This is a genomic window from Pseudomonas sp. BN417 (assembly GCF_029871205.1).
Classification (GTDB): domain Bacteria; phylum Pseudomonadota; class Gammaproteobacteria; order Pseudomonadales; family Pseudomonadaceae; genus Metapseudomonas.
This window is the reverse complement of sequence record NZ_SSOJ01000158.1, coordinates 3,483-17,817: the sequence shown is the minus strand read 5'-3', so window position 1 is coordinate 17,817 and position 14,335 is coordinate 3,483. Positions and strand designations below refer to the sequence as shown.

Genomic DNA, 14,335 nt, shown 5'->3' with positions numbered 1-14,335 from the left:
TCCCATCCTGAGAGCTCGACTCTGTTTCGTAGATTGTGCTCCCGGCCCTCTTCTCCAACTCCTGAATGGTATCCAAGCCCCTCCACCGGAGTGAGGCTGCATGAACAAGGCAAGGATCGAGAGATGGCGGTTATTGGAATCGATGTCAGCAAGCAAAAGCTCGACTGTCTGTGGTTACGCGACCCGGACAGTCTGAAGGTCAAGACCAAGGTATTTACCAATCAAGTAGACGGCTTTGCCGCCTTGATCGAGTGGTGCTGCACCCACAGTGGCGTTGCCGCCGGGGAACTGAAGGTGTTCCTTGAGGCCACCGGGGTCTACCACGAATCCTTGGCGTATTACCTGCACGACCGTGGCGTTCAGGTCTTCGTCCTGAACCCGGCGCAAGTCCGCGAATATGCGCGCAGCCTGGGTATTCGCGGTAAGACGGACAAGCAGGACAGCCTGGTGCTCGCCCGTTTTGGCGCGACCCAAAAGGCCCGACGCTGGTTGCCGGAGGCGCGGGAGATCCGCGAGCTGAAAGCGATGATCGTGCGGTATGAGGCGTTGCAGGAGGACCTCCAGCGCGAACTGAACCGGCGGGAAAAAGCCGAGGTCAGTCAGGCCAGCCTCAGCGTAGTGGCCTCCATCGATACGATGCTCAGTGCCCTGCGTCAGGAGGCCGAACGCCTGAAGCAGGAGATCGACGACCACATCGACCGGCACGACCAGCTCAAACGCAACCGGGAGCTGCTGCGGAGCATCCAGGGCATCGGGGATGTCCTTTCCCGCCACCTGCTGGCGTTTCTGCACAGCCGCGACTTTGGCTGTGCCCGACAATGCGCGGCCTATGCGGGCCTGGTTCCACGCCCCTGGGACTCGGGGACGTCGGTAAAAGGCAAACCACGCTTGACCAAAGCGGGGCAGCCTCGGCTGCGGGCCAAGCTCTACATGGGGGCCATTGTGGCCAAACAGCACAATCCCACGGTCAAAGCGCTTTACCAGCGTCTGCTGGCACGCGGGAAAGCCAAGATGAGCGCCCTGGGCGCGGCCATGCGCAAGCTGCTGCAGATTGCCTATGGTGTGCTCAAGACGCAGACACCCTATCAGCCGCAACCGACCTGAAAGGGTCGGTTGCATCTGATCGGAGAGATGGTATCTACGAACTGGTGCGCCTTTGTGGGAATTTTGCCGGTTGGCTGAAGGGATTTTCCGAACCCGAGCTCAGCCCTGTCCTAGAGCGCTTTCACGGGTTGACCGCCCCAGGTCGACGACCTATAAAACGCCAGCCCGCGAAAGCGGGCCTTTTTTCTCCCTACGACGAGAACCATGGACAGCACGCCCAGTAGTCGTTGGCCAGCCTCAAAACCGATGGCTGGCTCGATTGCACCACCAGACGAACGACGGAGCCCGCAACGGGCCGGTCGGTTGAGCAGCGCCCGGGGCTGATCCCGTGCTTCTCACCTGTGACCGGCACGCCGGGTACAGGTGATTCATGAGCTTCAAGAATCCGATTTCTCCAGGTGTATCTGCCTTCGTGGCGAAGATGCGCGTCCGCGCCGCCCAGCCACATGGCGTCATTTTTACCGCCCAGCCCCCACCTGTGCCGCTGGCCTGGCGCGTCAGCCCGGTCAGCGGTCGCCTGGAAAGCCGCGAACTGATCGAGGCGCAAATCGAGGAAGGCCTGTTGCGCAGCCGTGGAAGCCGGCGCGGCTGAAGCCGCTGCCTTCCATCCGAACCATCCGCACAAGGAGTCAGCCATGGACGAGCCGTTTAGTCGGCCCACTGCGCGTCGCCGCCCCGGCCGCGCGCAGTGGGCCTCCTTCCGCAACCCCGACATTCCTTCTGACCGATCGCGAGCATCGCGACCCGGCACGCTGCTGCCCGTCACCTGACCGGCCGCTGACTCGTGTCGCCGTCGCGCAGCTCGCGACAAGGGACCCGAGTCATGAGCGTAGCGACCCAAGAGAACACCCGGCTCGACACCGAGCGCCGCAATGACAGGCTATCGATGCGCGCCGCCCGCGAAGCGCAGAACAGCCTGGAAACCACCCTCTCCAACGTCCGCAGCCGCCAGGACGGCCTCGACCAGGCCGAAGCGCTGGCGCGCCTGCATCAGGACGGCCCCAACGAGGTGGCCCACGACCGGCCGCCGCATGCCTTCGTGCAGCTGCTGCAGGCCTTCAACAACCCTTTCATCTATGTGCTGATGACGTTGACTGCGATCAGCTTCTTCACCGACTTCTGGCTGCCTTTGCAGGAGGGCGAGGAAACCGACCTCACCGGGGTGATCATCGTCCTGTCCATGGTGCTGGCCAGCGGCTTGATGCGTTTCTGGCAGGAACACCGTTCGGCCAAGGCCGCCGAAGCGCTCAAGGCCATGGTGCGCACCACCGCCAGCGTGCTGCGCCGTGACGAGCGCGGCATGCGCGCCGAGCTGCGCGAGATCCCCATGGGCGATCTGGTGGTCGGCGACATAGTGCGGCTTGCCGCCGGCGACATGATTCCCGCCGATATCCGCCTGATCGAATCCCGTGACCTGTTCATCAGCCAGGCGGTGCTCACCGGCGAAGCCCTGCCGGTGGAGAAGTACGACACCCTCGGCGCCGTGCAGGAGAAGTCCGCCAGCCGCCTGGCCGCCGACCAGCATGACCTGCTGGAACTGCCGAATATCTGCTTCATGGGCACCAACGTGGTCAGCGGCACCGCCACCGCGGTGGTGGTGGCCACTGGCGCGCGGACCTACTTCGGCTCGCTCGCACGCTCCATCGTCGGCTCCCGTGCGCAGACCGCCTTCGACCGCGGGGTGAACAGCGTCAGCTGGCTGCTGATCCGCTTCATGCTGGTCATGGTGCCGGTGGTGCTGCTGATCAACGGCTTCACCAAGGGCGACTGGACCGAGGCCTTCATGTTCGCCCTGGCGGTGGCGGTCGGGCTGACCCCGGAAATGCTGCCGATGATCGTCAGCGCCAACCTGGCCAAGGGCGCGGTGGCCATGTCGCGGCGCAAGGTGGTGGTCAAGCGCCTCAACGCCATCCAGAACTTCGGCGCCATGGATGTGCTCTGCACCGACAAGACCGGCACCCTGACCCAGGACCGGATCATCCTCGAACAGCATCTCGATATCGCCGGCAAGTCCTGCGCGCAGGTGCTGCAGCTGGCCTGGCTGAACAGCTTCCACCAGAGCGGCATGAAGAACCTGATGGATCGCGCGGTGGTGCGCTTCGCCGAGGAGGACCCGCGCTTCATCGCCCCCGGGGCCTGGCGCAAGGTCGATGAGCTGCCATTTGATTTCGTCCGCCGACGCCTGTCGGTGATCCTCGAGGGCGAGTCCGGCCAGCACCTGTTGGTGTGCAAGGGTGCGGTCGAGGAGATGCTGGCCACCGCCGACCGGGTGCGTGAAGCGGGCGTGGCCGTACCACTCGATGAGCTTCGCCGCGAACAGCTGCTGGAACAGGCCGGGTGCTATAACCGCGATGGCTTCCGCGTGCTCCTGGTCGGTACTCGCGAGCTGCCGCCCGGCGAGGTGCGCCCGCAATACAGCGCCAGCGACGAGCGCGAGCTGGTCATCGAAGGCTTCCTCACCTTCCTCGACCCGCCGAAGGAAACCGCCGGCCCGGCCATCGCCGCGCTGCGCGCGAACGGCGTGGCGGTGAAGGTGCTGACCGGCGACAACGCCGTGGTCACCGCGAAGATCTGCCGTGAAGTCGGCCTGGAGGTGGGCGAACCGCTGCTTGGCCGCGACATCGACCAACTGGGTGACGTCACGCTGCGCCGCCTGGTTGAGGAGCGCACGGTATTCGCCAAGCTCACCCCGCTGCAGAAGTCGCGCGTGCTCAAGGCGCTGCAGGCCAACGGCCACACCGTCGGCTTCCTCGGCGACGGCATCAACGACGCCCCGGCACTGCGCGATGCCGACGTCGGCATCTCGGTGGACAGCGGCACCGACATCGCCAAGGAATCGGCCGACATCATCCTCCTGGAGAAGAGCCTGATGGTGCTGGAGGAGGGCGTCATCAAGGGCCGCGAGACCTTCGGCAACATCATGAAGTACCTGAACATGACCGCCAGCTCCAACTTCGGCAACGTGTTCTCGGTGCTAGTGGCCAGCGCCTTCATCCCCTTCCTGCCGATGCTGGCGATCCACCTGCTGCTGCAGAACCTGATGTACGACATCTCCCAGCTGTCGCTGCCGTGGGACAAGATGGACAAGGAATTCCTCGCCAAGCCGCGCAAGTGGGACGCGAAGAACATCGGCCGCTTCATGCTCTGGATCGGCCCGACCTCGTCCATCTTCGACATCACCACCTACGCGCTGATGTGGTTCGTGTTCGCCGCCAACAGCCCGGAAATGCAGGCGCTGTTCCAGTCCGGCTGGTTCATCGAGGGCCTGCTCTCGCAGACCCTGGTGGTGCACATGCTGCGCACCCAGAAGATCCCGTTCATCCAGAGCACCGCGGCCCTGCCGGTGATGCTGATGACCGGGCTGGTGATGGCGCTGGGCATCTACGTGCCGTTCTCGCCCCTGGGCGCGATGGTCGGCCTGGTGCCGCTGCCCTGGGAGTACTTCCCCTGGCTGGTGGGCACACTGCTCTGCTACTGCATCACCGCGCAGACCATGAAAACCCTCTACATCCGCCGCTTCGGCCAGTGGTACTGAGCCCGGCCGTCCCACGGGCGTGGCCAGGCCGCGCCCTTACCATCCATGAGGAGTTCCGTCATGCAGGGAACCACGCTACTGATCAATCTGGCCGGCGCCGTGGCCCTGCTGCTGTGGGGTACCCATATGATTTCCAGCGGCGTGCTGCGTGGCTTCGGCACCGCCCTGCGCAACTGGCTCGGTCGCCATCTGGGCAACCGCTGGCTGGCTCTGCTGGCCGGGCTCGGCATCACCGGTCTGCTGCAGAGCAGCACCGCCGCCAGCATGATGGCCGCCTCTTTTACCGCCAACGGCACCCTCGGCCTGGCGCCGGCGCTGGCGGTCATGCTCGGCGCCAACGTCGGCACCACCCTGGTGGTGCAACTACTGAGCTTCGATACCTCGTTGCTGGCGCCGCTTTGCCTGCTGGCGGGCCTGGTGCTGTTCCGCCTGCGCGATGACCAGCGCCTGGAAAGCGTCGGCCAGTGCCTGATCGGCCTCGGCCTGATGCTCCTGGCTCTGATGCTGCTCGGCCAGTCGCTGGAAAGCATCGAGGGCTCGGACGTATTCATCGCCGCGGTCGCCGGCCTGCAAGGCGATCCGCTGATCACTCTGTTGCTGGCGGCGCTGCTCACCTGGGCCTGCCACTCCAGCGTCGCCGTGGTGCTGCTGGTGGCCTCCCTGGCAGCGACCGGGCTGGCCTCGTTGCCGACTGCCCTGGCCCTGGTGCTCGGCGCCAACCTCGGCGGCGCTTTGCCGGCGCTCGGCGTGGCGCGTACCCGCGTGGCCCGGCGCTTGCCCCTGGGCAACCTGCTGGTGCGCCTGTTCGGTTGCCTGCTGGCGTTGCCCTGGCTGCCGCTGCTGGCGACGCTGGCTGCGCCATTCGGCGCGGCCTCCGTGGTCTATTTCCACACGGCGTTCAACCTAGTGCTGGCCGTGCTGGTGATCGGCCTCACCGGGCCGCTCGCCGCCCTGCTGGTGCGCCTGCTGCCGGACGAGCCGGAACCGGACGATCCGGGAATGCCGCAGTACCTGGACGAGGCCGGTCTTGAGGTGGCCAACATCGGCCTGGCCAATGCCACCCGCGAAGCCCTGCGCCTGGCTGACATGGCCATCCTGATGCTGCGTCGTACCACCGGCCTGATTGAGAAACCCGACAGCGCCGCCGTCAGCGAGATCCGCAGCCAGGACCGGTCGCTCGACCAGCTGAGTGCGGCCATTCGTGCCTACCTCGCCGATATCGGCCACGACGGCATGAGCGACGGCGATGCCGACCGTGCCCAGGAAATCCTCCTGTTCACCATCAACATCGAACACGTCGGCGACCTGGTGGCCAACAGCCTGCTGCAGCAGGTGATGCGCAAGGCCGGGCGCGGACGGGCCTTCTCCGCGTTCGAACTGGAACAGGTGCTACCGCTGCAGGCGGCCATCGACGAAAGCCTGCACCTGGCGATCAGCGTGTTCATGCGCGGCGACCTGGCGGCAGCGCAGCGCCTGCTGGCGCGCAAGGCGCTGCTGCGGCGGCTCGAGGCCAGCGCCAGCCGCGAGCACTTCCGCCGGCTGCGCGAGGACCGCACGACCTGGGTCGAGTCCGGCGACCTGTTCCAGCGCATGCTGCGCGACTACCGGCGCATCCACTACCACGTCACCGCGCTGGCCTACCCGATGCTCGAACGCAGTGGCGTTGCCGACGGCCAGCGCCGGCCGTCGGCCCAGGACAGGGCGGAGGAGGCGCGGCAGTCGTCGGACGGCCACTGAGCCGGCGGCGGGCAGTGTCGCCGGTGGCTCTCGTCAGCCCTCCGGCCCTCGTCTATATTCTGCGCCAGCCTATTCCCCCTCAGAGTGCCCCCCATGCCGAAGAAAGGATTGCTTCTGGCACTGGTGCTGAGTCTGCTCGGCGCCTGTGATTCCTCCACCCCCGAGCAGGCGGCGACCAAATCGCCACCCGCCGCGACCCCGCAGGCGCCACGGCCGGCCGCCGACACCGGCGCGCTGGCCAAGCGCTACGCCGGTCGCGAGCTCAGGGTCATAGACGTTTCCGAAGTGCAGCTCGACGGCGCCAGCGCATTGTCGGTGACCTTCTCGGTGCCGCTGGACCCGGAGCAGAAGTTCGCCGAGCGCCTGCACCTGGTGGACACTACGAGCGGCAAGGTGGACGGCGCCTGGGAGCTCTCCGACAACCTGATGGAGCTGCGCCTGCGCCACCTGGAGCCCAAGCGCAAGCTGGTGCTGACCATCGACCCCGGCCTGCATGCGGTGAATGACGCCCGACTCGCCGAGGAACACGTCACCCGCCTGGAAACCCGCGACCTGCAGGCCACGGTCGGCTTCGCCAGCCGCGGCTCGCTGCTGCCCACCCGGCTGGCCGAGGGCCTGCCGGTGATCGCGCTGAACGTCGACAGGGTCAATGTCGACTTCTTCCGGGTCAAGGCCGAGGCGCTGCCCGGCTTCCTCGCTCGCTGGGGCAAGCGCGGCACCCTGGATATCTGGGAGTCCCGCGAGCTGCTGAAGATGGCTGAGCTGGTCTACACCGGCCGCTTCGACCTCAATCCCGCGCGCAACACCCGTGAAACTCTGCTGCTGCCCATCGCCGGCCTCGAACCCATGAAGCAGCCCGGCGTCTACCTGGCAGTGATGAAGCAGGCCGGCAGCTACGACTATTCGAACCCGGCGACCCTGTTCACCCTGAGTGACATCGGCCTGTCCGCCCACCGTTACCGCGACCGCCTGGACGTCTTCACCCAGGCCCTGGAAGGCGGCGCCGCCCAGGGCGATATCGAACTGGAACTGCTGGACGGCGAAGGCCGCGTGCTGGCCCAGGGCAAGACCGATGGCAAAGGCCACGCCGAACTGGCCCTGGCGCCCAAGGCCGAAGTGCTGATCGCCCGCCAGGGCGAGCAGACCAGCCTGTTGCGTCTGGCCGCGCCGGCCCTGGACCTGGCCGAGTTCGACATCGCCGGCCCGGCCAGCCATGCCTTGCAGTTCTTCGTCTTCGGCCCGCGCGACCTCTACCGCCCGGGTGAGACCGTGCTGCTCAACGCCTTGCTGCGTGACGTCGATGGCCGCGCGGTGGCGGGCCAGCCGGTGACCGTGGAAGTGCGTCGTCCGGACGAGCAGGTCAGCCGGCGCTTCGTCTGGGAAGCCGGGGAGGGCGGGCTCTACCAGTACCAGCTGCAGCTGGCCGCAGAAGCCCCGACCGGGCGCTGGCAACTGCTCTTCGACCTGGGCGACGGCAAGCCGCAGCTCTATGAGTTCCTGGTGGAGGACTTCCTCCCCGAACGCCTGGCCCTGGAGCTCAAGGGCAGTGACCATCCCTTCGCCCCCGGCGAGAATGCCCGCTTCGACGTCCAGGGGCGCTACCTGTACGGCGCGCCGGCATCCGGCAACCGCCTGAGCGGCCAGCTCTACGTGCGCCCGCTGCGTGAGGCGGTGAAGGCGCTGCCCGGCTACCAGTTCGGTTCGGTGACCGAAGAGGAGCTGAAGCAGGACATCGAACTGGAGGAGACCCAGCTCGACGCCGATGGCAAGACCCGGTTGGACATAGAGACCCGCTGGCGCGATGCCAAGTCGCCGTTGCAACTGATTCTCCAGGCCAGCCTGCAGGAGTCCGGCGGCCGTCCCATCACCCGCCGCCTGGTGCAGCCGGTCTGGCCGGCCGAACGCCTGCCGGGCCTGCGTGCCTTGTTCGACGGCGAGGAAACCGACGCCGACAGCCTGGCCGAGTTCGAACTGCTGGTGGCCGACCCCGCGGGCAACAAGCTGGCCGCCGACAACCTCAAGGTGCGCCTGGTGCGCGAGCGCCGCGATTACTACTGGAACTTCTCCGAGAGCGATGGCTGGACCTACCACTTCAACGAGAAGTACCTGAACCTCGCCGAGGAGCAGGTGCAGGTGGCTGCCGGCGGCACCGCCAAGGTCAGCTTCCCGGTGGAGTGGGGCCCCTATCGGGTGGAAGTGGAAGACTCGCAGACCGGCATCACCAGCAGCCTGCGCTTCTGGGCCGGCTACCGCTGGCAGGACAATGCCGGCGGCGGCGCCGTACGTCCGGACCAGGTCAAGCTGGCGCTGGACAAGCCGGCCTACGCCGAAGGCGACACCGCCAGGGTCACCATCACCCCGCCCAGCGCCGGCAGCGGCTACCTGCTGGTGGAGTCCGCCGAAGGTCCGCTCTGGTGGCAACCCATCGAAGTCCCGGCAGGCGGCAAGGCCTTCGACATCCCGGTGGCCAAGGACTGGGCCCGCCATGATCTCTACGTCAGCGCCCTGGTGATCCGCCCCGGCGAACGCAAGGCCAGCGTCACGCCCAAGCGTGCCGTGGGCCTGTTGCACCTGCCTCTGGAGCGCGCCCCGCGCAAGCTGGCGCTGACCCTCACCGCACCGGAAAAGATGCGCCCCCGGCAACCGCTCAAGGTCCAGGTGCAGGCGAAGAACGCCGACGGCAGCATGCCCAAGCAGGTACGCGTGTTGGTGGCAGCGGTGGATGTGGGCATCCTCAATATCACCCGCTACGCCACCCCCGACCCCTTTGCCGCACTCTTCGGTCGCAAGGCCTATGGAGCCGACCAGCTCGACGTCTACGGTCAGCTGATCGAAGCCGGCCAGGGCCGCCTCGCTTCCCTGGCCTTCGGCGGCGACGCAGCCCTGGCCGGCGGCGGCAAGCGCCCGCAGACCAGCGTCACCATAGTCGCCCTGCAGAGCACGCCGGTAACCCTGGACGACCAGGGCCAGGGCGAAGTCAGCCTGGACATTCCAGACTTCAACGGCGAACTGCGCCTGATGGCCCAGGCCTGGACCGACGAGCGCTACGGCATGGCCGAGGCGAAGACGGTGGTGGCCGCGCCCCTGGTGGCGGAGCTGGCGGCGCCGCGCTTCCTCGCCGGGGGCGACCAGAGCACCCTGGCGCTGGACCTGACCAACCTGTCCGGCAAGCCCCAGCGCCTGGACGTGGAACTGCTGAGCGGCGGTCAGCTCGACCTGGCCCAGAGCGGTGGTGCCCAGACGGCGCCCATCCAGCTCGCCGACGGCCAGCGCACCACCTTGCGCATCCCGGTGCGGGCGCTGGGCGGTTACGGCCAGGGCGTGTTCAAGGTACGGGTCAACGGCCTGGAGCTGCCGGGGGAGAACCTGCCGCCCTTCAGCCGCGAATGGACCCTCGGCATACGCCCGGCCTATCCCGCGCAGCTCCGGCAGTTCCGCGCAGTACTCAAGGGCGAGCCCTGGAACCTGCCGGCCGGCATCCTGGATGACTTCGAGCCGGACGGCCGCGAAGCCCTGCTGCAGCTCTCCAGCCGCCCGCCGCTGAACCTCGGCGAGCAGATCCGGGCCCTCAAGGCCTACCCCTACGGCTGCGCCGAACAGACCACCAGCGGCCTCTACCCTTCTCTCTACGCCGACGCCGCGTCGCTCAAGCGCCTGGGGCTGGAAGGCGAGCCTGACGACAAGCGGCGCAAGGCCATCGAACTGGGCATCGAGCGCCTCCTGGGCATGCAGCGCCACAACGGCAGCTTCGGCTTGTGGAGTGCCGACAGCGAAGAGGAGTACTGGCTGACCGCCTACGTCACCGACTTCCTCCTGCGCGCCCGCGATCAGGGCTTCGCCGTACCGCCGGAAGCCCTGAAGAAAGCCAGCGAACGCCTGCTGCGCTACCTGCAGGAGCGCAGCCTGATCGAGATCAGCTACAGCGAGAACGCCGACCACACCCGCTTCGCCGTGCAGGCCTACGCCGGCTATGTCCTGGCGCGCAGCCAGCAGGCGCCGCTGGGTGCGTTGCGCAGCCTCTGGGAGCGCCGCGCCGACGCCCGTTCCGGCCTGCCGTTGGTGCAACTGGCAGTGGCCTTCAAGCTGATGGGCGATGCCCCGCGCGCAGACCAGGCCCTGGAGCTGGGGCTGCGAGCACAGCGGGAAAGCCATGACTGGCTGGCCGACTACGGCAGCCCGCTGCGCGACCAGGCGCTGATCCTCGCCCTGCTGGAGGAGCACGACCTGGCCGCCGGCGCCCGCGAGCAGCGTCTGTTCGACCTGGCCGACCTGGTGGCCGGCGCTCAGTGGCTCTCCACCCAGGAACGCAACGCCCTCTACCTGGCCGGTCGTGGCCTGCTGGCCAAGCCTGAGCCGAACTGGAGCGCGCAACTGACGGCGGGCGACCAGCAGCGCGAGCTGAGCAACCAGCAACCGGGCCTCAAGCTGGACGGCGCTCTACTCGCCGAGCCGCTAAGCATCGCCCCCAGCGGCAGCGAACCGCTCTACCAGCAGCTGACCCTCTCCGGCTATCCCCTGGCGGCGCCGCCCCCCGGTGGCGAGAACCTGACCATCCGCCGCGAATTCCTGGGCGCCGATGGCGAACGCCTGGACCTCAGCGCCCTGGACAGCGGTGAACTGGTGCTGGTGCACCTGGCCATCGAAGCCAAGGAGCGAGTGCCCGACGCCCTGGTGGTGGACCTGCTGCCGGCGGGCCTGGAACTGGAGAACCAGAACCTCGCCCAGAGCGCCGCCAGCCTGGAAGACGCCAGCAGTGCGGTGAAAGAATGGCAGAAGTCCATGCAGAACGCCGCCATCAAGCACCAGGAGTTCCGCGACGACCGCTACGTGGCCGCCCTGAATGTGAACGAATACGACACCACGCACCTGCTCTACCTGGCTCGCGCCGTCACCCCCGGTACTTACCGCGTGCCGCCGCCCACGGTGGAATCCATGTACCGGCCGAACTGGCAGGCGCTGGGGGAGGCGCCGGAGCAGTTGGTGGTGAGGGGAAAATAGGAACAGGAAGTCTCCGGATCTCATCCGGGCTACGTGGGTGGGCAAGGTTGTAGCCCGGATGAAATCCGGGGAAGCGATCGACCGCAGCCCCGTCGCCCGGATGAACTCCGCGGAGCTATACGACAAGGAGGTCGCAAGATGGTCAGTTACCGCAGGTCTCGGGTGCCCGGCGCCTGCTATTTCCTGACGCTGGCGTTGCAGGACAGGCGCCGAGATCTTCTGGTCAGATACTGCGGTGACCTTCGCCAGTCCATTAGAACGGCCATGATCCGAAAGCCCTTCAGGCTTCCTGCCATCGTGGTCCTACCAGATCACCTTCATTTGCTGATTGAGTTACCGCCGGGAGATGCGGACTTCTCTTCTCGTGTGCGTATGTTGAAGTCGGGATTCGTATCCCTGCTGCGCAAGCAGTCCGACGTGGACCTCAGGTTCAGCGCGAAAGGGGAGGCCAATATCTGGCAGCGGCGTTTCTGGGAACACCTGATTCGCGACGAGCGAGACTATGCCGCCCATGTGGACTACATCCATTTCAATCCGGTGAAGCATGGTCTTGTTGGCGCCGTGCGCGACTGGCCGCTTTCCAGCTTCCATCGGTTCGTTCGTCAGGGCCTGCTTCCTGCCGATTGGGTAGGGGGAGCGGAACCGGAAGTGGCCAGTGCCGGAGAGTGAGTCCGCTCCCCGGATTTCATCCGGGCTACGTGGGTCGGCAAGATCGTAGCCCGGATGAAATCCGGGGAAGCGGTCGATCCTGCCGCCCTGTCTCCCGGGTTAGTCCGGTAGCCCCATCAGCCCGGAATGATCTGTTCGCCACCCCAGAACAAGGCTCGCAGCGGGTTGCTCCCGGTGACTTCAACGTTGGCCAGGGTCGCCACCTCGACGAAGCCCGCCGCACTACCCGCACCGTCGACATCCACCAGTACATTGGCGTCAGCGCCGTTCTGCACAACGTCGACGTAGTTGGACACGAGCGCGCCGACTGGAGCGCTGTTGCCGAGCAACGCCGAGAAGTCCAGCTTGTCCCCGGCCGCGAAGCTGTAGTCGAGGATGCTGTCGACGCCCTCGCTGAGGTTGGCGTACCTGAAGGTGTCGGCACCAAGGCCGCCGGTCAGCTGGTCTGCGCCCACGCCTCCGATCAGGACGTCGTTGCCGCCGCTGCCAGTCAGGGTGTCGCTGAAGACCGAGCCGATCACGCCTTCCATGTTCTTGTAGGAGTCGTCACCGACACCAGGCAGTCCTCCGGTTTTCCAGAAACCATTGCTGCCCGCAGCCGGGTTAGAGTCTTGGTTAAGGGTGAAAATGAGCGGGCCTGTGGCGTCGGACAGGTCGAGCAGGTCGCTGCCCGCGCCGCCATCCAGGGTGTCATCGCCGGCTCCGCCGCGCAGAATGTCGTTGCCTACGCTGCCGGTCAGGGTGTCGCCGAAGGCGGAGCCGATCACGCCTTCCATGTTCCGGTAGTTGTCGTTGCCCAGTCCCGGGGCGGACGGAGCGACTGGGTTGTTGCTACTGCTCTGGACTAGGGTGACGTTGAGCGCTCCGGTCGCATCGGACAGGTCGAGCATGTCGAGCCCATCTCCACCGTCCAGCGTATCGTTGCCAGCACCGCCACGAAGACTGTCGTTGCCACTTCCACCCATCAGGGTGTCATTGCCAATGCCTCCAATGAAGCGGTCGATCGCGCTCCCCGCACCGGTAATGCCATCGTTGCCAGCTCTCCCATCTATGAACGACGCCTGGTAGGTATTGCCGGTGAGGTTGACCGTGTCATTTTCGTTGCCCGTGTCGGTGCTCTGGCGGAGGTCCTTTCCGATCAAGTTTACGGTCCCCGTCGACTGGCCACCGTTATTGTCGGACAGCGTGTAGGTAAAGCTACCGAAGTTCGTCTGGTCAGTGGCCGTATCGAACTCGATCAGGCTGTTGTTGCTGCCTGTTACGAAGCGCAGGTTGGTCACATTGGTCAGCCCGGCACCGTTGAGGTTCGTGATGCTCAGGTAGGCGCCGTCGACATCGAAATCGTTGTCAAGCAGGGTGGCGACAGACATGACCACGTGGGTGGCGTCGGACACGATCAGTGTGTCGGTCGTCGCCACCGGCGGATTGTTTGCCAGCGTGACCGTGATGCCCAGGCTGTCGACATCGCTGTTGGTGCCGTCGTTGGTGGTCATGGTCAGGGTGTCGTTGCCGCTGAAATTGAGCGCGGACACATAGCTGACGTTGGCTGCCAGTGTCGCGTTGATCTGGGCGAGCGTGCCGGTGAGGGTGAGTGTCGAGGTGTTGAGCCCGCCAATGGAGGCCCCGCCCACGATGGACTGCGCGGAGAGCGTGCCGTGGGCGACCTGCAGTGTCACTGTCAGGTTGCTTGAGGCGGCGTCCACATCGGCGACGCTCAGGCCGCTGATGGTCTTGGCTGTTCCGCTCGGGGTGGTCTGGGGGCCGGGCAGGGTATTGACCGGGGCGTCGTTCACCGGCGTGATGTCGAGGGATGCACTACCGGCAGTGCTGAGCGAGCCGTCGCTGACGGTGTAGGTGAAGCTGACGGACGTGTCGTCATTGGATGTCGGCGTGTAGCTCCAGGTGCCATCGTCGTTGTTGATCAGGCTGCCGCCACCCGATGCGATCTGCAGGTTGCTGGCGGTAAGGAGGGCACTGTCCACATCCCCCGCGCCGATCAGCAACTGAGCCTGGGTGATCAGGCGGGGGCCACTGTCTTCGGCGATGGCGGCGAGGGTCACCGGGCCGATGGTGGGCGCATCGTTGGTGCCCTTGATGGTCACCTTGACGCTGGTGGCGGTGCCGTCGGCGCTGAGCACCTGGAAGGTGTCGACGAGGCTGTCGTTGACGTTCAGTTCGTTGAACGCCGAGTCGGCGAGGTAGCTCCAGACGCCGCCCGTGGTGATGCTCAAGTGGCCGTAGCTGCCGGCGACGTTGCTCTGGGCCTGGAAGGTTTCCGAGCTGTCCACGTCG

General features: G+C 66.3%; 7 protein-coding genes. 6 read left to right on the top strand and 1 reads right to left on the bottom strand.

What is annotated here, in order from left to right; all coding sequences use genetic code 11:
* Window positions 1-123: 123 nt before the first annotated feature.
* From E8F11_RS25960 to E8F11_RS25935, 6 genes are all read left to right on the top strand, one after another.
* The gene (locus E8F11_RS25960) at window positions 124-1,104 is read left to right on the top strand and encodes an IS110 family transposase (RefSeq protein ID WP_280286854.1); all 981 of its coding nucleotides are present in this window, start codon (window positions 124-126) and stop codon (window positions 1,102-1,104) included.
* A 370-nt stretch (window positions 1,105-1,474) separates the two neighbouring features.
* Window positions 1,475-1,696 carry a hypothetical protein gene (locus tag E8F11_RS25955; RefSeq protein ID WP_280291794.1) on the top strand — a complete coding sequence of 74 codons (222 nt, stop codon included), beginning with the start codon at window positions 1,475-1,477 and terminating at the stop codon, window positions 1,694-1,696.
* Window positions 1,697-1,927: 231 nt separating this feature from the next.
* Window positions 1,928-4,639 carry a magnesium-translocating P-type ATPase gene (gene mgtA, locus E8F11_RS25950; RefSeq protein ID WP_280291793.1) on the top strand — a complete coding sequence of 904 codons (2,712 nt, stop codon included), beginning with the start codon at window positions 1,928-1,930 and terminating at the stop codon, window positions 4,637-4,639.
* Window positions 4,640-4,699: 60 nt separating this feature from the next.
* Window positions 4,700-6,376: a Na/Pi cotransporter family protein gene (locus E8F11_RS25945; RefSeq protein WP_280291792.1), complete on the top strand. Its 1,677-nt coding sequence runs from the start codon at window positions 4,700-4,702 to the stop codon at window positions 6,374-6,376.
* A 93-nt stretch (window positions 6,377-6,469) separates the two neighbouring features.
* A complete protein-coding gene (locus E8F11_RS25940) occupies window positions 6,470-11,374 on the top strand; it encodes an alpha-2-macroglobulin (RefSeq protein ID WP_280291791.1) in 4,905 nt (1,634 codons plus the stop codon).
* Window positions 11,375-11,512: 138 nt separating this feature from the next.
* Window positions 11,513-12,043: a transposase gene (locus E8F11_RS25935; RefSeq protein ID WP_280291790.1), complete on the top strand. Its 531-nt coding sequence runs from the start codon at window positions 11,513-11,515 to the stop codon at window positions 12,041-12,043.
* Between the two features lie 116 nt (window positions 12,044-12,159).
* Here E8F11_RS25935 and E8F11_RS25930 read toward each other — a convergent pair.
* A partial coding sequence (locus tag E8F11_RS25930) for a tandem-95 repeat protein (RefSeq protein ID WP_280291789.1) occupies window positions 12,160-14,335 on the bottom strand: 2,176 nt, incomplete at its 5' end.

Coding starts and splice junctions, on each gene's coding strand:
- E8F11_RS25960 (WP_280286854.1), top strand. CDS start 124: ATGGCGGTTATTGGAATCGATGTCAGCAAGCAAAAGCTCGACTGTCTG.
- E8F11_RS25955 (WP_280291794.1), top strand. CDS start 1,475: ATGAGCTTCAAGAATCCGATTTCTCCAGGTGTATCTGCCTTCGTGGCG.
- mgtA (WP_280291793.1), top strand. CDS start 1,928: ATGAGCGTAGCGACCCAAGAGAACACCCGGCTCGACACCGAGCGCCGC.
- E8F11_RS25945 (WP_280291792.1), top strand. CDS start 4,700: ATGCAGGGAACCACGCTACTGATCAATCTGGCCGGCGCCGTGGCCCTG.
- E8F11_RS25940 (WP_280291791.1), top strand. CDS start 6,470: ATGCCGAAGAAAGGATTGCTTCTGGCACTGGTGCTGAGTCTGCTCGGC.
- E8F11_RS25935 (WP_280291790.1), top strand. CDS start 11,513: ATGGTCAGTTACCGCAGGTCTCGGGTGCCCGGCGCCTGCTATTTCCTG.